At 73.1% G+C, this 16,565-nt stretch carries 21 protein-coding genes; 6 read left to right on the top strand and 15 right to left on the bottom strand.

What is annotated here, in order from left to right; all coding sequences use genetic code 11:
• Positions 1-43: 43 nt before the first annotated feature.
• From GEV43_RS21935 to GEV43_RS21890, 10 genes are all read right to left on the bottom strand, one after another.
• Positions 44-622 carry an alkaline shock response membrane anchor protein AmaP gene (locus GEV43_RS21935; RefSeq protein WP_160822280.1) on the bottom strand — a complete coding sequence of 193 codons (579 nt, stop codon included), beginning with the start codon at positions 620-622 and terminating at the stop codon, positions 44-46.
• Positions 623-625: 3 nt separating this feature from the next.
• Positions 626-1,261 carry a DUF6286 domain-containing protein gene (locus tag GEV43_RS21930; RefSeq protein WP_160822279.1) on the bottom strand — a complete coding sequence of 212 codons (636 nt, stop codon included), beginning with the start codon at positions 1,259-1,261 and terminating at the stop codon, positions 626-628.
• The gene (locus GEV43_RS21925) at positions 1,258-1,695 is read right to left on the bottom strand and encodes an Asp23/Gls24 family envelope stress response protein (RefSeq protein ID WP_160822278.1); all 438 of its coding nucleotides are present in this window, start codon (positions 1,693-1,695) and stop codon (positions 1,258-1,260) included. The genes GEV43_RS21930 and GEV43_RS21925 overlap by 4 nt, the downstream gene beginning before the upstream one ends.
• On the bottom strand, positions 1,692-1,904 hold the full coding sequence (locus GEV43_RS21920; RefSeq protein ID WP_160822277.1) for a hypothetical protein: 213 nt from the start codon (positions 1,902-1,904) through the stop codon (positions 1,692-1,694). The genes GEV43_RS21925 and GEV43_RS21920 overlap by 4 nt, the downstream gene beginning before the upstream one ends.
• 105 nt (positions 1,905-2,009) lie before the next feature.
• Positions 2,010-2,258 carry a hypothetical protein gene (locus tag GEV43_RS21915; RefSeq protein ID WP_160822276.1) on the bottom strand — a complete coding sequence of 83 codons (249 nt, stop codon included), beginning with the start codon at positions 2,256-2,258 and terminating at the stop codon, positions 2,010-2,012.
• Positions 2,251-2,859, bottom strand: a complete 609-nt coding sequence (locus GEV43_RS50745) for a hypothetical protein (RefSeq protein WP_241683000.1) — start codon at positions 2,857-2,859, stop codon at positions 2,251-2,253. The genes GEV43_RS21915 and GEV43_RS50745 overlap by 8 nt, the downstream gene beginning before the upstream one ends.
• The gene (locus GEV43_RS21905) at positions 2,856-3,299 is read right to left on the bottom strand and encodes an Asp23/Gls24 family envelope stress response protein (protein WP_241683738.1); all 444 of its coding nucleotides are present in this window, start codon (positions 3,297-3,299) and stop codon (positions 2,856-2,858) included. The genes GEV43_RS50745 and GEV43_RS21905 overlap by 4 nt, the downstream gene beginning before the upstream one ends.
• Positions 3,300-3,623: 324 nt before the next feature.
• Positions 3,624-3,821 carry a CsbD family protein gene (locus tag GEV43_RS21900; RefSeq protein ID WP_309239764.1) on the bottom strand — a complete coding sequence of 66 codons (198 nt, stop codon included), beginning with the start codon at positions 3,819-3,821 and terminating at the stop codon, positions 3,624-3,626.
• Positions 3,822-3,919: 98 nt separating this feature from the next.
• A complete protein-coding gene (locus GEV43_RS21895; RefSeq protein WP_309239763.1) occupies positions 3,920-4,618 on the bottom strand; it encodes a response regulator in 699 nt (232 codons plus the stop codon).
• On the bottom strand, positions 4,615-6,315 hold the full coding sequence (locus GEV43_RS21890; RefSeq protein ID WP_160822274.1) for a sensor histidine kinase: 1,701 nt from the start codon (positions 6,313-6,315) through the stop codon (positions 4,615-4,617). Before GEV43_RS21890 ends, GEV43_RS21895 begins: the two co-directional genes overlap by 4 nt.
• 222 nt (positions 6,316-6,537) lie before the next feature.
• Between GEV43_RS21890 and GEV43_RS21885 the strand changes: the two genes are divergently transcribed.
• Complete coding sequence (locus GEV43_RS21885; protein ID WP_309239762.1) at positions 6,538-7,971, top strand: cation:dicarboxylate symporter family transporter; 1,434 nt, start codon at positions 6,538-6,540, stop codon at positions 7,969-7,971.
• Here the strand turns inward: GEV43_RS21885 and GEV43_RS21880 are convergent.
• The 3 genes from GEV43_RS21880 to purU all read right to left on the bottom strand — a co-directional run bounded on the left by GEV43_RS21880 (position 7,944) and on the right by purU (position 11,087).
• Positions 7,944-9,473 (bottom strand): cation acetate symporter, encoded by a 1,530-nt coding sequence (locus GEV43_RS21880; RefSeq protein WP_160822273.1) that lies wholly within the window; start codon positions 9,471-9,473, stop codon positions 7,944-7,946. The genes GEV43_RS21885 and GEV43_RS21880 overlap by 28 nt on opposite strands.
• Positions 9,470-9,817: a hypothetical protein gene (locus GEV43_RS21875; RefSeq protein WP_160822272.1), complete on the bottom strand. Its 348-nt coding sequence runs from the start codon at positions 9,815-9,817 to the stop codon at positions 9,470-9,472. The genes GEV43_RS21880 and GEV43_RS21875 overlap by 4 nt, the downstream gene beginning before the upstream one ends.
• Positions 9,818-10,226: 409 nt before the next feature.
• Positions 10,227-11,087 carry a formyltetrahydrofolate deformylase gene (gene purU, locus GEV43_RS21870; protein ID WP_160822271.1) on the bottom strand — a complete coding sequence of 287 codons (861 nt, stop codon included), beginning with the start codon at positions 11,085-11,087 and terminating at the stop codon, positions 10,227-10,229.
• A gap of 235 nt (positions 11,088-11,322) precedes the next feature.
• On the opposite strand from purU, the gene GEV43_RS21865 reads away from it, so the two are divergent.
• Positions 11,323-11,814 (top strand): NUDIX hydrolase, encoded by a 492-nt coding sequence (locus GEV43_RS21865; RefSeq protein ID WP_160822270.1) that lies wholly within the window; start codon positions 11,323-11,325, stop codon positions 11,812-11,814.
• Between the two features lie 116 nt (positions 11,815-11,930).
• On the opposite strand, the gene GEV43_RS21860 is transcribed toward GEV43_RS21865, so the two are convergent.
• Complete coding sequence (locus GEV43_RS21860) at positions 11,931-12,524, bottom strand: TetR/AcrR family transcriptional regulator (protein ID WP_160822269.1); 594 nt, start codon at positions 12,522-12,524, stop codon at positions 11,931-11,933.
• 88 nt (positions 12,525-12,612) lie between these two features.
• Between GEV43_RS21860 and GEV43_RS21855 the strand changes: the two genes are divergently transcribed.
• Positions 12,613-13,260 carry an FMN-dependent NADH-azoreductase gene (locus tag GEV43_RS21855; protein ID WP_160822268.1) on the top strand — a complete coding sequence of 216 codons (648 nt, stop codon included), beginning with the start codon at positions 12,613-12,615 and terminating at the stop codon, positions 13,258-13,260.
• A complete protein-coding gene (locus GEV43_RS21850) occupies positions 13,260-13,580 on the top strand; it encodes a multidrug efflux SMR transporter (RefSeq protein WP_160822267.1) in 321 nt (106 codons plus the stop codon). Before GEV43_RS21855 ends, GEV43_RS21850 begins: the two co-directional genes overlap by 1 nt.
• Positions 13,581-13,695: 115 nt before the next feature.
• On the opposite strand, the gene GEV43_RS21845 is transcribed toward GEV43_RS21850, so the two are convergent.
• Positions 13,696-14,019 carry a hypothetical protein gene (locus GEV43_RS21845; RefSeq protein ID WP_160822266.1) on the bottom strand — a complete coding sequence of 108 codons (324 nt, stop codon included), beginning with the start codon at positions 14,017-14,019 and terminating at the stop codon, positions 13,696-13,698.
• Positions 14,020-14,425: 406 nt separating this feature from the next.
• On the opposite strand from GEV43_RS21845, the gene GEV43_RS21840 reads away from it, so the two are divergent.
• Complete coding sequence (locus tag GEV43_RS21840; RefSeq protein ID WP_160822265.1) at positions 14,426-15,229, top strand: SDR family oxidoreductase; 804 nt, start codon at positions 14,426-14,428, stop codon at positions 15,227-15,229.
• A gap of 166 nt (positions 15,230-15,395) precedes the next feature.
• Entirely contained in the window at positions 15,396-16,277 is an 882-nt protein-coding gene (locus GEV43_RS21835) for a helix-turn-helix transcriptional regulator (protein WP_175250717.1), read from the top strand.
• Positions 16,278-16,565: the final 288 nt, after the last annotated feature.

Genomic DNA, 16,565 nt, shown 5'->3' with positions numbered 1-16,565 from the left:
CCGTGCGCGCCGTCCGCCCGTGCCGGTCAGGCGACCGTGCGGGTCAGGCGACCGTGCGGGTCTCCTTGGTGGGGACGAGGCGCAGCTTGACGATCGCGGGGAGCGAGTCGCGTTCGAGGGCGCCGCACATCCGGGGCACGGCGTCGCCGGCGATGCGGCTCCGCAGCCCGGCGAGGTCGGCGCGCTCCCCGTACGCGACGTTCAGCAGCAGTTTCGGGCGCTTGTCCGAGCCCATCACGCGGGCCCGCGCGCGGCCGACGCCGGGGTACTCCTCGATCTCGTTCTCCAGCGCGTCGGACACCGCCCGCGACGACAGGTGAGTCGTCCCGGCGTCGTCGTCGGGCTCCATGCTGAGCCCGCGGATGCGGTGCGAGCGGCCCTGCCGCAGCAGCCAGAGCAGCCCGAGCAGGGCGAGCACGAACGCCACCGCCGCGACGACCGGCCAGTACCAGCCGTGGTCGGACGCGAACTGGCGCGTCCGGTCGCTCAGCACCGGCTGCGATGAGCGCCCGCCGCCGAACGCGCCGAGGCCGAGCGCGAGGCCCGTTCCCCCCGCGACCAGCAGGACGAGCCCGAGCAGGGTCAGCCCGGTGCGGTTCAGGCGCGACGCGCGGCGGTCCATGGGTCAGCTCTCCCGGTAGGTGACGTGGGCGACGGCGCGGCGGCGCGGCAGCGGGCCGAGCCCGTCCAGGCGGCGCTGGACGGCCCGGCGCACGTCCTCGTCCAGCCCGCCGGGCGTGCGCATCGCGGTGTCGGCGTGGACGATCACGCGGTGCCGGCGCAGCCCGACCTTGCGGACGCCGGTCACGCCGTCCACCTCGCGGGCGGCGGACTTCGCGGCGCCCTTCAGCCCGCGCCGGGTGATGCCCATCACCAGGTCGCGGTGCTCGCCGTGCAGCGGGACGATCCCGGACCGGCCCGGCAGCAGCCCGGCCAGCAGGAACAGCAGCCCGACCAGCGCGACGGCCCCCGCGATCGCGAGGACGGGCCAGCTCTTCCAGTCGTGCCCGGTCAGCCACGAGGTCGCCCGCTCGTACGGGACGATCCCGGCGTGCTTGCCGACCAGCGCGGAGACCACCTCGATCGCGGTGATGATCCCGGCGGCGGCGAGCAGCAGGCCGGCGAGCATCGCGGGCCAGACGCGGCGGGACCGGAACGCGCGGCGCGCGGCCCGGTCGGCGCCGCGCGCCGGGGCGGCCGACCGCGCCGGCGCGGCTCTGGAGGCCGGCGCCTGCGGCATCCGGCCGGCGTGCGTGGTCATTGCACGGTCCTCCCGGTCTCGCGGGGCTCCTCGGCCCGTTCGAGCGCGGCGACCTCGATGTCCACCTGCCGGACGGTGAGGCCGGTCATCTCCTCGACCTGCTCGCGGACGCGGTCGCGGACGCCGCGGGTCACCTGCCGTACGGGCGCGGGGTAGTGGACGGCCATCTCCACGCGGGCGGTGACGACGTTGCCCTTGACCGTCACGTCCGTGCGCGCCGAACGGCCGCCCGGCACGTTCACCCCGAGGACGCTGCGGCGGGCGCCGCGCGCGTGCTCGGTCTCGCCCGCGGCGTGCGTCGCGATCCGCGCGACGACCCGGTCGGCGATGGTGGTCGTGCCGCGCTCGCGGGCGGGCCGCGGGGCCGGGCGCCGTTCGGGCGCGCCGTCCTCCCCGGCGTCCGCGGTGTCCGGGCGCTCGGCGGTGGCGGTCATGACGACCTCTTACCGGCCCTGTCGGAGCTGAGCGAGGAGAACAGCTCCCCCATGTCCAGCTCGCCGGAGACCGCCCGTCCGCCCAGGAACCCGAGCGCGCCGAGCAGCAGCACGACGATGAACGCCCCGAACCCGCCGAACCAGCCCGCGAATCCGAGCGCCGTGCCGAACGCGAGGCCCACCATGGGCCATACCGTCTTCCCGTTCATGTCACTCTCCCCCTCCGTGCGGCCACGGATGCGGCCGCGCTGTTCGCGGGCTCCGCCGGGCCTCCCGCCGGACGCCGCGCCGGTCGCCCGCCGGTCGCCCGCCGGTCAGCGCAGCACCCGCGCCCGGCGCCGGCGCCGCCGCCAGCGGCTCACCGCCGAAGCGGGCCAGCGCCGCCGTCTCACCACCGACACCGCCGCGCGGCCGTGCCGTGCGGGGCGGCGGAAGCTCCGCAGCCCCGCGGCGAACTCCTCCGGGTCGCCGCCGACGTCCGGGTGGTGGGCCCGTACCCAGGCCCGGAACGCCGCGCGCTCCTCCGCCGTGCGCGGACGCTCGCTCCGGTGCGGGTCAGCCATCCGCCTCGTCGGCGATGTCACCGATCAGCACGTCCACGGGCCGTTCGCCCGCGAGCGGCGCGACCGCGCCGCGGACCCGCTCCCCGGTCTCGGCGAGCGGCGCGCCCGCCCGGACGACCACGCCGACCTCGACGCGGTCGGCGCGGACCGCGACCCCCGTCACCGGACGCCCCACCCGGTAGGTGGCGACCCGGTTGAACGGCCCGCCCGTCAGCTCGGCCACCCCGGGCACGTCCTGGACGGCCCCGGCGATCCGTTCGGCCAGCTCAGCGGCCTGCACGGCCTCCCCAGGACGCCACGTCCGGCCACCGTCCGCGTCCGGCCCGGTGTCCGTGCCGGTGTCCGCGTCGGCGTGCGTGCCGGCGTCCGGCCCGTTGTTCGCGCCGCCGCCCGATCCGGTGTCCGCGCCGGCTTCCGTCCCGGTGCCCGCACGGGTGTCCGTGCCGGTGCTCGCGCGGGTGTCCGCGACGGCGTTCGGCGCGCTGTGCGGCGGTCCGGTGCCGGATCCGCCAGACGCGCGCCCGTCGGCGGACGCGGGGCTCGCGTCTTCGGACGGCGCGCCGTCGGCGCCCCGTCCCCTGGCCTTCGGATCGGCCGTCATTGCACCCGGGGCTCCGGCTTCGGCTTGTCCTCGTCCTCGTCGGGCTCGCCCGGGAGGTGGATGTCGTCGACGATGATGTTGACCTCGACGACCTCAAGCCCGCAGGTGTGCTCGATCTGGCCGACGACGTTGTCGCGGACGGCGGCGGCGAGGTCGGGGATCGACACCCCGTACTCCACGACGAGGTCGATGTCGACGGCGGCCTGCCGCTCGCCGACCTGGACCGCGACGCCCTGCGTGATGTTGGCCCCGCCCATGCCGCCGGGCAGCCGCTCGCGGACCGAGCCGACCTTGCGGGCCATCCCGGCGCCCATCGCGTGCACGCCGCCGACCTCGCGCGCGGCCATCCCGGCGATCTTGGAGACCACGGCGTCCGCGATCTTGGTCTTGCCGCCGGACGTGACCAGCTCGCCGCCGCCGGTGTCACGGGTCTTCTGCATGCCGCGGCCTGGCTCGGGCCCCTTCTTGTCGGACTTCTCCGACCCGGGCCGCGGCGCCTGGCTCGGCAGTGTCGCCGGGCGGTCCTTGGTCGCCTGTGCGTTCTCCTGGCTCACGACGTTCCCCTGATCGTCGGTGGTGTGCAATAGATGCTCACCCAGCGTCACGCCAAAACCACCCATGAGGACAATAAGCAGGTCAACCCGCTTTTGCCGGTGATGGAAGGCGCGCCCGCGGCCCCCGCCCGGGGACGGCGGAGGGCCGGTGCCGCCCCCTCGGCGTCACCGGCCCTCCCGAAGTCCCCGTGTATCCGCTCCGTGCCGGGGTCAGCTCTTGAACGCGCCCCGGGCCTTGCCCGCGAGGCCGCTCGCCTCGTCCTTGACGTCGCCCGCGGTCTCCCTGGCCTCGGACTTGGCCTGGTCGGCCTTCGCCTCGCCCTGGAGCTCGTCGTCGCCCTTGGCCTTGCCGGCGGCCTCCTTGGCCTTGGCGGCCATCCGGTTCATCTTCTCGCCGAGGTCGCTCACGGCTCTCCCCCCGATGTCATCGGCTCGTGACTCATTCGTCCCGTTCCCTACCCAGGCATGCCCGCCTCTACCCGGCTTCTCTCCGCGGAACCAGCCTCCTACCTGGCCGAACGCCGTTCCGGCGGGTGGAAGCGGACCTCCGGGCGGCCCACCTGACCGTAGTGGGGACGGCGCCGCGCGAGGCCGTTCTCGGCGAGGTACTCCAGGTAGCGGCGCGCGGTCACCCGCGAGACCCCGGTGAGGTCGGCCGCCGCCGCGGCCGACAGGCCCTCCCCCTCCGGCGACGCGGCCAGCGCCCCGGTGATCGCCTGGAGCGTCTCGCCGCTCATCCCCTTCGGCAGCGAACGGCGCGCGGGCGTGCGGAGCGTGGCGAGCATCCCGTCCACCTCGGCCTGCCCCGCCGCCTCGCCCGGACGGCCCGCCTGCTCCCGGAACCGCGCGTACCGGTCGAGCCGGTCGCGCAGCGAGGCGAACGTGAACGGCTTCAGCAGGTACTGGACGACGCCCACCGACACCGCCGCCCGCACCACCGCCAGGTCCCGCGCGGACGTCACGGCGATCACGTCCACGTCGTTCCCGGCGGCGCGCAGCGCGCGGCACACGCGCAGGCCGTGCGTGTCGGGCAGGTACAGGTCGAGCAGGACGACGTCCACGCCGCCGCGCTCGCACGCCCGCAGCGCGGCGGCGCCCGAGTGCACCACCCCAGCCACCTCGAACCCCGCGACCCGTTCGACGTAGGTACGGTGCGCCTCGGCGGCGACCGGGTCGTCCTCGACCACCAGGACCCTGATCGTCACGCGCCGCCCCCGTCCAGCGGCAGCCGGACGGTGAACACCGCGCCGTCCTCCCGCGCCACCTCGATCCGGCCACCGTTGCGGCGCACGGCCTGCCCGACGAGCGCGAGGCCGAGGCCGTGCCCGACGGGGCCGTCCGCCGCCTTGGTCGTCCAGCCGCGCCGGAACAGCTCCGGCACGGCCTCCGGGTCCACGCCCGCCCCGCTGTCGGCGACCCGGACGAGCAGCTCACCGCCGTCCGCCCGGACCGTCACCGCGACCCTGGGCGGACGTTCCGCGGCGCCCTCGGCGGCGGCGTCCACCGCGTTGTCGATGAGATTGCCGAGGATGGTGACCAGGTCGCGGGCCTCGATCGCCCCGGACCCGCCGGACGTGACGGGCGCGCCGTCGAAGGCGGTGTCGCCGGTGACGGCCAGCTCGACGCCGCGCTCGCCCGCCTCGGTCGTCTTGCCGAGCAGCAGCGCGGCGAGCACCGGTTCGGCCACCGCGCCGACCACCCGGTCGGTGAGCCGCTGCGCCGTCTCCAGCTCCGCCGTGGCGAACGCGACGGCGTCGTCCGGACGGTCCAGCTCGACCAGCGAGACCACGGTGTGCAGCCGGTTCGCGGCCTCGTGCGCCTGCGCGCGCAGCGACTCGGCGAACCCGCGGACCGTGTCCAGCTCGCCCGCGAGGCCCTGGAGCTCGGTGTGGTCGCGCAGCGTCACCACGTTGCCCATGGCGCGGTCCCGCGACCGCACGGGCGAGGCGTTGACGACGAGGACGCGCGTGTCGCCCACGTGGATCTCGTCCGAACGGGGCTCGGCGGACGCGAGCGCGGCGGCCAGCTCGCCGGACAGGCCGAGCTCCGCGGCGGACCGGCCGCGCGGGTCCCCGGCGAGGCCGAGCAGTTCGCGCGCGGCGTCGTTGCACAGCGCCACCCGCCCGTCGCGGTCCAGCAGGACCAGGCCCTCGCGGACGGCGTGCAGGATCGCCTCGTAGTACTCGAACATCTCGCGCAGCTCGCCCGGCGCGACGCCGCGGGTCTGCCGCCGCAGCCGGGCGCTGACCAGGTAGCTGCCCGCCATCCCGGCCGCGAGCACGGCGGCGGCGACCGCGATCAGCGACACGAGCCGTTCGCGCAGCTCGGCCGATATCGAGCTGACCGTGATCCCCACGGCGACGAGCGCGACGACGCGCCGCCCTTCGGACCCCCCGTCCGCCCCGGCCCGGCCGGACGCCCCGGTCCCGCCCGGCGGACCGGCCGGGTCGGCGAAGACGGGGGCGACGGTCCGGACGGACGGGCCGAGGGTGCCGGTGTAGGTCTCGGTGAGCGGGCGGCCGAGGCGCGCCCGCCCGGTGTTGCCGAGGAACCGCTCGCCGATCCGCCCGGGGTCGGGATGGGTGTAGCGGATCCCGTCCGGGCTCATGATCGTGATGAAGTCGACGCCGGTGTCGGCGCGGACCCGTTCGGCGTACGGCTGGAGCTCGCGGCTCGGAGCGCCGCCCGCGAGCGCGGCCCGCACGTTGGGGGCGTCCGCGATCGTCGCGGCCACCGCCGCCACCTCCTGCCGCGCCCGGTCGCCGACCGCCCGCCGCGCGTCGAGGTGGGCCAGCGCCGCGCCGACCGCGACGAGCAGCACGACGACCGCCGCCTGCAAGGCCAGGAGCTGGCGCGCGACGCTCCAGCGCCGCGGCCGGGACAGCAGCCCCGCACCCCGCATCCGTCCCACCCCCGGCCCGTCTCCGCCGCCGTCCGCCCTCGCCGGCGTCCGTCTCCGCCGTGAACGAAATGTACACAAACGTGACCGGGGTCACAGCGGGGCGCATAGTCGCGGGCGGACGCGCACCGCACGGCGTGCGCGCACAGCGCGGACCGACGCGCCCGACACCGGACGACGACGAACGACGACCAACCACGAGCGACACCGAACGAGGAGGACATCGTGGCCGCTGCCCCGGACGGCGGTGAGACCGCACCGGCGCGGTCCCGCCGGGATCGCGTGCACTACCTGTATCTGGCGGTGGTGGCCGCGGTGGTGCTGGGCATCGCCGTGGGGATCGCCGCGCCGGACTTCGCGAAGGAACTCAAGCCGCTCGGCACCGGGTTCGTCAACCTGATCAAGATGATGATCTCGCCGATCATCTTCTGCACGATCGTGCTCGGGATCGGGTCGGTCGCGCGGGCGGCGAAGGTCGGCAAGGTCGGCGTGATCGCCATCGTCTACTTCCTGGTGATGTCGACGTTCGCGCTGGCGATCGGCCTGGCCGTCGGCAACGTCCTGCACCCCGGCGAGGGGCTGCACCTGGACCCGTCCTCGGCGGCGAGCGCGCACGAGCAGGCCGAGGGCGCGGAGGGGACGACCGACTTCCTGCTGGGGATCATCCCCACCACGCTGGTGTCGGCGCTGACCGAGGGCCAGGTGCTCCAGACGCTGCTGGTCGCGCTGCTGGCCGGGTTCGCCGTCCAGCAGCTCGGTCCCGCCGGGGCGCCCGTGCTGCGGGGCGTGGAGCTGATGCAGCGCTGGGTGTTCCGGATCCTGGCGATGATCATGTGGGCGGCGCCGGTCGGGGCGTTCGGCGCGATCGCCGCCGTGGTGGGCGAGACCGGCTGGTCCGCGCTGCGCAGCCTCGCGGTGATCATGCTCGGCTTCTACCTGACCTGCGTGCTGTTCATCGGAATCGTGCTGGGCGCGGTGCTGTGGCTGGGCGCGCGGATGAGCATCTGGCACCTGCTGCGCTACCTGGCCCGCGAGTTCCTGCTGATCCTGTCCACCTCCTCGTCGGAGTCGGCGCTGCCGCGCCTGATCGCCAAGATGGAGCACCTGGGCGTCAGCCGCCCCGTCGTCGGCATCACCGTCCCGACCGGCTACTCGTTCAACCTGGACGGCACCGCGATCTACCTGACGATGGCCACGCTGTTCATCGCCTCGGCCCAGGACGAGCCGCTGTCGGTCGGCGCGCAGATCCCGCTGCTGCTGTTCATGATCGTCGCCTCGAAGGGGGCCGCGGGCGTCAGCGGCGCGGGGCTGGCCACCCTCGCGGGCGGCCTGCAATCGCACAAGCCCGCCCTGGTGGACGGCGTCGGCTTCATCATCGGCATCGACCGGTTCATGTCCGAGGCCCGCGCGCTGACCAACTTCGCGGGCAACGCCGTCGCCACCGTCGTGATCGGCTCCTGGACCGGCGAACTCGACGCCGAACGGGCCCGCCGCGTCCTGGCGGGCCACGAGCCGTTCAACGAGGAGACCCTCCTGGACGACGCCCCCCGCAAGGACGCCGAGGGGCCGGACGCCGGGCCCGGGCCCGCCGGCGGGCAGGGCACTGGGCCCGGGCCCGCCGGCGGGGGCGGTCAGACGCCGGAGCCCGCGGGCGTCTGACGTCCGTCGGGGAACGCCCTGCGCGCGAGCTCCCGGTACGGGGCGCCCGCGGCCTCCGCCCGGCCGCGGGTCGCCACGCTCGCCGCCCACGCGCACAGGAACCCGAACGGCACCGTCAGCAGCGCCGGGATCGACAGCGGGAACAGGTGGTCGTCGCCCAGCACGTCCGGCCCGACCAGGACGAGCCCGACGGACGAGACGAGCCCGCCGACCAGCCCGGCGACCGCCCCGTACCGGTTGAGGCCGCTCCAGTAGATGGTGAGGACCAGCACCGGCGTGGTCGTGCTCGCCGCGACCGCGAACGCCACGTTCCCGAGGAACGCGATGTTCAGCTCCTTCGCCCAGAGCGCCACGAGGATCGCCACGACGGAGATCGCGACCCCGGCGATCCGGCCGACGAGGAGCTGGCCGCGCGGGGACACCTCGCCGCGCTTCAGCACGGTCGTGTAGAGGTCGTGCGCGATCGCGCCGGACGAGGCGATGGCGAGGCCCGCCAGCACCGCGAGGATCGTCACCATCACCACCGCCGCGGTGACCGAGAACAGCAGGTTGCCGCCGATCTCCTCGGCCAGCCTCGGCGCGGCGAGGTTGCCGGCCTTGTTGTCCCCGACGATCTTCGCGCGGCCGACCAGGTTCAGCGCGGCGTACCCGAAGACGGGCAGCACGGCGAAGAACACCGCGAAGATCCACATGGCGACCTGGGCGGAGTCGCGGGCCGCGCGCCCGTCCCGGACGGTCAGGAACCGCACCATCACGTGCGGCAGGCCCATCATGCCGAGCACCATGCCGAGCGTCAGCGACACCGTGTCGACGGCCTTGGTCGTGTCGCCGTGCGCGGGCGCGATCACCCCGTCGCCGAACCGGTCGGCCGCGTCCCGCATGGCCCCGAGCGGGTTCCCGCCGGTCTTCGCGGTGACCAGGACGAGCAGCACGCTCACGGTGACGATCAGCACGACGGCCTTGAACACCTGGATGTAGGTCGTTCCGACCATCCCGCCGATCAGGATGTAGACGGTCATCAGCGCGCCGATCACCACCACCGCGACCGGGAAGTCCACGCCGAGCAGCAGTTGCGCGAGCAGCCCGGCCCCGACGAACTGGATCACCATGTAGATGATGCTGATCACCAGCGTGGCGACGGCCATCGCGGTGCGCAGCCCGCGCCCCTCGAACCGCGCCGCGACCGCGTCGGCGAGGGTGTAGCGGCCGAGGTTGCGCAGCGGCTCGGCGATCACCATCAGCATCAGCAGGTACGCGGCGGGCACGCCGACGGCCAGGTAGAACCCGTTGAACCCGGTCAGCGCCACCGCCCCGGTGATGCCGAGGAACGACGCGGCCGAGAGCTGGTCGCCCGCGAGCGCGAGCCCGTTCTGGAGGCCGCCGATCCGGCCGCCCGCGACGTAGTGGTCGTCGGTGCTGCGGTTGCGCCGCGCCGCCCGCGCCGTCAGCGCCAGCGTCACCGCGATCAGGAGCAGCACGATCGTCACCGCCGTGCCGTTCACCGTCCCGCCCCCGGGTCCACGCGCGCCCCGGCGCCGGGCCCCGGCGCGGCCTCGGCGCGGGAGGCCCAGCGCCGGTAGGCGGTCGCGCCGGCGACGGGCCCGATGATCACGACCAGGCCCGCGGCGTACCCGGCGCCGACGCCGCCCGCGACGCCGTCCAGCGCCCCGGTGAACAGCGTCAGCAGGGGGAACGCCATGAACGCCGCGACGGTCGCGCCCGCCGACGCCAGCACCACCCGCTTGTGCCGCGCGATCTCGGCGTCGCGTCCGTCCAGGGGTCTTCCGGGGTGCCGCGCCTCAGCGGGGCGCGCCCGTGGAGAGCGCGCCTCGTGGGGGTCCGTCATGGAGTCCGCCTCCTTCGCCGCCGCATGGGACATCGTTGGCCGGACACTACATACACGAAATCGTATATGACAAGAGCTATCATTTAGTATCGAATGTATGATGCGATCTCCCCCCGCCTCCATCGGGGCGACGACCCGAACAAGGGCACCGACCAGGAGGGCGCGTTCGGCGGGCGGTACGACGGGCCGGTGTTCGTCCTGACGCATCGGCCGCCGGCCGGGCCGGAGCCGGGCGTCACGTTCGCCGGCGACCTTGGGACGGCGGTCGCGGACGCCAAGGCCGCCGCCGGTGACCGCTACGTCAACGTGCTGGGCGCGAACGTCGCCGGGCAGTGCGTCGAGGCGGGCCTCCTCGACGAGGTGCTGGTACCGCGTCGTACGCTGACCCGCCCGGACGGCCCCGTGGAGGTCAGCGGAAGACCACGGTGCGGTCGCCGTTCAGCAGGACGCGGTGCTCGGCGTGCCACCGGACGGCGCGGGCGAGCGCGAGGCACTCCACGTCGCGGCCGACCGCGACCAGTTCCTCGGGGCTGTGCGTGTGGTCGACGCGCGCGACCTCCTGCTCGATGATCGGGCCCTCGTCCAGGTCGGCGGTGACGTAGTGGGCGGTCGCGCCGATCAGCTTCACGCCCCGCGCGTGCGCCTGGTGGTACGGCCGCGCGCCCTTGAAGCTCGGTAGGAACGAGTGGTGGATGTTGATCACCCGGCCGGGCAGCTTGGCGCAGAAGCCGTCGGACAGGATCTGCATGTAGCGGGCCAGCACGACCAGGTCGGCGCGGTAGTGCTCGACCAGGGTGAGCACCTCGGCCTCCTGCGCGGCCTTGCCGCCGGGCCCGGCGGGCAGGTGGTGGTAGTCGATCCCGTACGACTGGGTGAGCGGGCGCAGGTCGGGGTGGTTGGACACGACCGCGACCACCTCGACGTCGAGCAGCCCGGACCGCTGCCGGTACAGCAGGTCGTTCAGGCAGTGCCCGCCCTTCGACACCATGATCAGCACGCGCGGCCGGACGGCGGTGCCGTGCAGCTCGAACTCCAGGCCGAGCTCGGGCGCGAGGGCACCGAACGAGCCGCGCAGCTCGTCCTCGTCGGTGTCGGGCAGCGCCGCGAACTGCACGCGCATGAAGAACACGCCGCTGTCGCGGTCGCTGAACTGCTGGCTCTCCAGGATGTTGCAGCCGCGCTCGGCGAGCAGCCCGGACACGGCGGCGACGATGCCGGGCCGGTCGGGGCAGGAGAGCGTCAGCACGTACTCGGTAGGGGCGGTCTGCACGGTCACGGTCGCTTTCGGCTGGGATTCAGGGGTCCAGGACTCCGCGCGGGCGAGGGCCCGCGGGGGCGCGGCCCGGCCGCCTCGGCACCGCGAAGCGGCAGCTCACCGGCCCGAAGATCGACTCCGGAGCCGTCCTGGGTGAGGGCTACGAGCTTACTTCGCGCACCCTGCCGCCGCTGCCGGTCCGCCCCGTCCCCCACGATGGAGCCCGTACGAGCCCTTGGGAGGAGTGCGCATGAGCGACGAGACGCCGTCGGACCGTCCGGCCGTACGCATCATCTGCGTGGACCCGTCCGACCGGATTCTGCTCCTGCAATGGCACGACCCCGTTTCCGGCCGTCTCTTCTGGGAGCCCCCGGGCGGCGGCGTCGAATCCATGGAGACCCCGCTGGACGCGGCCCGCCGCGAGCTTTTCGAGGAAACCGGCCTCCCCGGCGAGGCCGTCCAAGACATCAGTGTCCCGGTGGTGCGCGATTTCCACTGGCTGGGCCGCCATTACGTGAAAACCGAGCCGTTCTACCTGGCCCGCTTCCCCGACACGCCCGCCGTGGCCCCCGCCGCGTTCACCCCGGAGGAGAACGACACGTACGCGGGCGCCTCCTGGCTCCCACCCCCGGCCATCGCCACCCTCAAGGCCCTCGAACCCCCGAACCTCCTGCAAGCGATCACCCCCCTCCTCGCGACCGAGACCGGCCGACCCCACCGTTCCACCCGCTTCCGGCGATAGGTTGCCCGCAAATGAGGGCGATCAGAAGTGGCTTCAGCAGAGGCAAGTCCAAGTGGTACGTCGCGCCCCACGACCAGCGGCCAGGAGTGGGAAGAGGCCATGGGCAAGAGCCTCGCCTAACGGCCTTCGCCCGTGGCCGCCAGCGCCAGCCGCCGCAGGGCCGCCTTGATCCGTTGGGAAGTCTGGCCCCGTTCGCGCTGGTGGGCGTAGACCTCGGACGCCAGCGGGGCCAGCAGGACGTCCGCCATCACGTCCGGCTCGGGAACGTTCGCCTCGGCCAGTAGGGCGCGGACGTGCGCGCGCCAGAACCCGTACGCCCCGGTCGTCAGCCGCTCCCCGCCCGCCTCCGCGCCGAGCACCAGGTCGATGTGCGCGTCGAGCAGATCGACCATGGCCTCGTAGAACGCGGCGAGCCGTTCCCCCGGAGGCGCGCCCGGACCGAGAGGCGGCTCGCCCCGGAGCAGCTTCTCCTGGAGCCCGCGCTCGTGCTCGTCCAGCAGGGCCAGCGCGATCGACGTCGTGTCGGGATACCGCCGGTAGAGGGTGCCGCGCCCGACGCCCGCGGCCTTGGCGATGTCGTCCATGGTCACCGCGCGCGGGTCGCGGGAGGCGAACAGCCCGGCCGCGGCGTCGAGCACCTTCGCCCGGTTGCGGGCGGCGTCCGCCCGCTCGCGCGGCCGGGGCTCCTTCCCGGCGAGCAGCTCGTCCATGCCGGGGACTGTACCCCTGGAATAAATGGACAACGCGTCCGCTTGTGCCTACAGTCATCCGGACACGACGTCCACTTGAGGAGCCGCCATGCCCGCCCTGCTGCACCTGGATTCCAGCGCCCGCCGCGCCTCCGTCAGCCGCGAGGTGGGGGACGCGTTCGCCGCGTCCTGGCGGGAGAAGCACCCCGGCGGCCTGCACCTGTACCGCGACCTGGCCGCCGACCCGGTCCCCCTGATCACCGAGGCCTGGACGGAGATCTGCGACAACGTCCTGGAGTCCGGGATCACCGAGCTCCCCCGCCTCAAGGAGGCGGCCCGCACCCCGGCCCAGAAGGCCGCGTGGGCCGTCCTCGAACCCCTCCTCGAAGAGCTGGTCGCCGCCGACGTCGTGCTGATCGCCTCGCCGATGTACAACTACACGGTCCCGGCGTCGCTCAAGGCGTGGATCGACCAGGTGACGTTCCCCCGGATGAACCTCGCGCCCCGCCGCTTCGTCGTCGCCACCGCCCGCGGCGGCTCGTACGCGCCCGGCACGCCGAAGGCCCCGTTCGACCACCAGGAGACCCTGCTGCGCGACTTCTTCGCCGGGCACTACGGGGTGAAGGACGTCGCGTTCCTCAACGCCGAACTCGTCAACTCCCGCGTGGACCCGGCCCTCGCCGGCTTCCGCGCGGCCCACGACGAGTCGTACGCCGCGGCCCTCCGCGCGGCGGCCGAACTCGCGCGGGACTACTGATGAACTGGATCGTCCTCGGACTCGCCGGACTGGTCGAGATCGCGTTCTCGCAGAGCATCAAGCCGACGGACAACTTCACCCGCCCCTGGCCGACGCTCCTCTGCTTCGCCCTCGGCGGCCTGTCGATCTACCTGCTGTCCGTCGCCATGAAGACCCTCCCCGTGGGAACGTCCTACGCCGTCTTCACCGGCATCGGCGCGGTCGGCGCGATCGCCCTCGGCATGGCCGTCCACCGCGACCCCATGACCCTGGGCCGCGCCCTCGCCCTGACCCTCATCATCGGCGGCCTGGTCCTGGCCCGAGCCACCACCCCGGGCTAGGACGCCCCGGAACGCCGGCCCGGAAGCCAGACTCCCGAAGCCCATACATCCCACCTTGATCCAACGAACCACCGCTGGGCCTATCGTTATCCGCCGCGAAGTCCGCGCCTCGTCGTCACATCCGACTGAGCGCGACGGCCATGATCATTACGGCGGTGGACAGCCCGCCGAGGAGGACGATCCCCGCCAGCACGAGAGCGAGAGGGGGCCGGAGAAAGAAGCGCACCACCAAGTAGAAGACCATGCACGCCAGGAACGCGGCCACCGCCAGGTAGAGGACGAACACGGATGCCACTCCGACAAGGGCGGCACTGGCCAGTGCGACCGCCGCCCTGCCTCCGCCCCGGAAGCCACGGCCGACGAGCCCGTAGGTGACGATCCCGGCGAACAGAGCACTGCCGACCGGGATCGCGACCAGGAGTAGAGAGTCTGAATTCATGTGGCTCCTTTTCCGATCCGAACGTGTTCGTCTCCACATCAGATCCGGACTCGGACCGAAAAGTTCGATCACCCGGGGAGGAGTGAACAAGTAGCTGGTCAAGAGACGGATGTACGGCCGGGCAGGCTTCCACCTCCTGCGCCACCGCATCCTCCTCGGCCGGGCCGGGCTAGCCTCGCGCTTTCGTCAAGCGCCGCCAGAGTCGTGGAGTCGGCGCACCGGGAAAGGGGGCTCTCACAGTACCTGTATCACCAGGATCTCCCAGTCAGCCAAGACGTCTGTCAATCTCTTCGAGTCGGCTTCCAGCCGTACAGAGGAGAAGCAATGCTCCCACGGGAGGCGCGCACGACGGCCGCCCGATAACCCGTGCCGGCGCATGCTTCCATGACAGAAGGAACGAAGACCAATGGCGGACGACCAATTCACCGCTCACGCAGACCTTTTCGATCTGAGTGGGAAGTACGCACTTGTCACTGGCGGCACCAAGGGCATTGGGATGATGATAGCGCGCGGCCTTCTACAGGCGGGCGCCCGCGTCATTATCAGCTCACGCAAGGCGGACACGTGCGCGGAGGCACAGCGTCTGCTGTCCGAGTTCGGCGACGTTCGAGCGATCCCCGCCGACCTGTCCAGGTACGACGAGTGCCGGCGCCTCGCCGATCTGGTCATGGCCGACTCGGGACGCCTGGACATCCTCGTCAACAACGCGGGATCGATGTGGCGCGAGCCGCTGGAGACGTTCCCGAACGAGGCGTGGGACTCGGTGATCGACCTCAACCTCAAGTCGCCGTTCTGGCTGGTGCAGGCGCTGCTTCCCGCCCTGCGCAGGGCGGGCGCCGCCGACGATCCCGCGCGGATCATCAACATCGGCAGTATCGCCGCCATCCACGTCGCCGAGTCGCCCAACTACTCGTACGCCAGCAGCAAAGCGGCGCTCCACCAACTCACCCGAGTGCTCGCCAGAGAGCTGGGCCCGCGGCACGTCACGGTGAACGCGGTGGCCCCGGGGCCGTTCCCGTCGCAGATGATGGCGTCCACGCTTGAGGCCGTCGGCGACACGATCGCGGCGAAGGCCCCTCTGCGCCGGCTCGGCCGCGACGACGACATGGCAGGCATCGCCGTGTTCCTCGCCAGCCGGGCCGGGGCTTACCTCACGGGCACCATCATCCCGGTCGACGGCGGCATCGCCACGACCGCATCAGGTACCTAGGCGTCGGCGCGGGGCTCTGCCGGCCGGCGGGTGTGTCCAGGCGTCGGGGCGGGCCTCTTCCTGCTACGACGCCGGGCGCACGTGTGAGGGGGTGCGTGGCCGTGGGGGGTACCAGCAGGGCCTCCCTCCACTTGCGGACGGGGCCTAGGGTGACGGGGTGGCCACGATGGATCTGCGCACTGAGATCAAGGAGTTCCTGAGTTCGCGGCGCGCGCGGATCGCGCCCGAGCGGGCCGGACTGCCCGCCTATGGCGGCAACCGCCGGGTCGAAGGTCTGCGTCGAGAGGAGGTGGCTCTCCTGGCAGGGGTATCGGTCGACTACTACGTGCGTATGGAGCGCGGCGGCCTCGCGGGCGCTTCCGGCGGGGTGCTCGACGCGTTGGCCTCTGCCCTGCAACTCGACGAGGCCGAGCGCGATCACCTGTTCCACCTTGCGCGGCGGTCCGGGTCGCCCGGCGGCCCACGCCGCCGGCGACCCGCCGTGACGGTGCGTCCGGCGCTTCAGCGGGTGCTCGACGCCATCACCGATGCACCGGCGTGGATATGCAACAGCCGTTATGACGTGCTGGCCGTGAATCACCTTGCCCGCGCGCTGTTCTCACCGGTGCTGACCGGCACGCGACGCCCGGCGAACACCGCGCGGTTCGTGTATCTGGAGCCCGAAGCGGCGGCAACGTTCTTCGTGGACTATGACCGGATCGCCTGCGATATGGCCGCCAAGCTGCGCATGGAAGCCGGCCGCGATCCGCACGACGAGGAACTGATCGCCCTCGTCGATGAATTGTCAACGCACAGTGAACTATTTCGGCAGCGGTGGGCGTCTCAGGACGTTCGGCTCCACCGGTCCGGGCGCAAGCGCGTGCACCATCCGGCAGTGGGCCGGCTCGACCTGGACGTCGAGTCGATGCAGTTGCCTACCGACCCCGGCCTGCTCCTGAACGTCTACACCGCGCCCGCCGGCACGGCGACCGCAGACGGTCTGGCCCTATTGGCGTCGTGGGCGGCCAGCCAGGAGAACCTGGCGACCGAGATCCAAGCACTCAGCTGATATTCCAACCTCCTCGGCCCGTCTGAGTCAGCCGCCGAACTCGAACGCCACCACCGGCAACGGACCCGAGCCAAGGACCGTATCCGGGCCGTCCGGACCACCCGGGCCGCTGGGCCGCGCAACCTGCCCCTTCACACCACCGCCCAGACCAAGGCCCGTGCCCGGGGAGGCCCGTTCCCACTGGTGAGGTGGGGGTGGGGTGGGTCGGCGGGTGGGGGCTGGGCAGGGGGTTGGGGTTGGGGTTCGCGTCTGTGGCTACTGTCGGTCACGACTCAACTACGATGTGCG

Origin of the sequence: Actinomadura sp. J1-007 (assembly GCF_009793335.1) — a bacterium.
Lineage (GTDB): Bacteria > Actinomycetota > Actinomycetes > Streptosporangiales > Streptosporangiaceae > Spirillospora > Spirillospora yumaensis.
This window is presented reverse-complemented; position numbering and strand designations above follow the sequence as displayed.

Excerpts from the sequence above, each read along its gene's own strand:
- GEV43_RS21925 (WP_160822278.1), bottom strand. The coding sequence starts at position 1,695 with ATGACCGCCACCGCCGAGCGCCCGGACACCGCGGACGCCGGGGAGGAC.
- GEV43_RS21905 (WP_241683738.1), bottom strand. The coding sequence starts at position 3,299 with ATGCAGAAGACCCGTGACACCGGCGGCGGCGAGCTGGTCACGTCCGGC.
- GEV43_RS21935 (WP_160822280.1), bottom strand. The coding sequence starts at position 622 with ATGGACCGCCGCGCGTCGCGCCTGAACCGCACCGGGCTGACCCTGCTC.
- GEV43_RS21860 (WP_160822269.1), bottom strand. The coding sequence starts at position 12,524 with ATGGACGAGCTGCTCGCCGGGAAGGAGCCCCGGCCGCGCGAGCGGGCG.
- GEV43_RS21835 (WP_175250717.1), top strand. The coding sequence starts at position 15,396 with ATGGATCTGCGCACTGAGATCAAGGAGTTCCTGAGTTCGCGGCGCGCG.
- GEV43_RS21890 (WP_160822274.1), bottom strand. The coding sequence starts at position 6,315 with ATGCGGGGTGCGGGGCTGCTGTCCCGGCCGCGGCGCTGGAGCGTCGCG.
- GEV43_RS21865 (WP_160822270.1), top strand. The coding sequence starts at position 11,323 with ATGAGCGACGAGACGCCGTCGGACCGTCCGGCCGTACGCATCATCTGC.
- GEV43_RS21840 (WP_160822265.1), top strand. The coding sequence starts at position 14,426 with ATGGCGGACGACCAATTCACCGCTCACGCAGACCTTTTCGATCTGAGT.
- GEV43_RS21920 (WP_160822277.1), bottom strand. The coding sequence starts at position 1,904 with ATGAACGGGAAGACGGTATGGCCCATGGTGGGCCTCGCGTTCGGCACG.
- GEV43_RS21915 (WP_160822276.1), bottom strand. The coding sequence starts at position 2,258 with ATGGCTGACCCGCACCGGAGCGAGCGTCCGCGCACGGCGGAGGAGCGC.
- GEV43_RS50745 (WP_241683000.1), bottom strand. The coding sequence starts at position 2,859 with ATGACGGCCGATCCGAAGGCCAGGGGACGGGGCGCCGACGGCGCGCCG.
- GEV43_RS21850 (WP_160822267.1), top strand. The coding sequence starts at position 13,260 with ATGAACTGGATCGTCCTCGGACTCGCCGGACTGGTCGAGATCGCGTTC.
- GEV43_RS21855 (WP_160822268.1), top strand. The coding sequence starts at position 12,613 with ATGCCCGCCCTGCTGCACCTGGATTCCAGCGCCCGCCGCGCCTCCGTC.
- GEV43_RS21930 (WP_160822279.1), bottom strand. The coding sequence starts at position 1,261 with ATGACCACGCACGCCGGCCGGATGCCGCAGGCGCCGGCCTCCAGAGCC.
- GEV43_RS21845 (WP_160822266.1), bottom strand. The coding sequence starts at position 14,019 with ATGAATTCAGACTCTCTACTCCTGGTCGCGATCCCGGTCGGCAGTGCT.
- GEV43_RS21875 (WP_160822272.1), bottom strand. The coding sequence starts at position 9,817 with ATGACGGACCCCCACGAGGCGCGCTCTCCACGGGCGCGCCCCGCTGAG.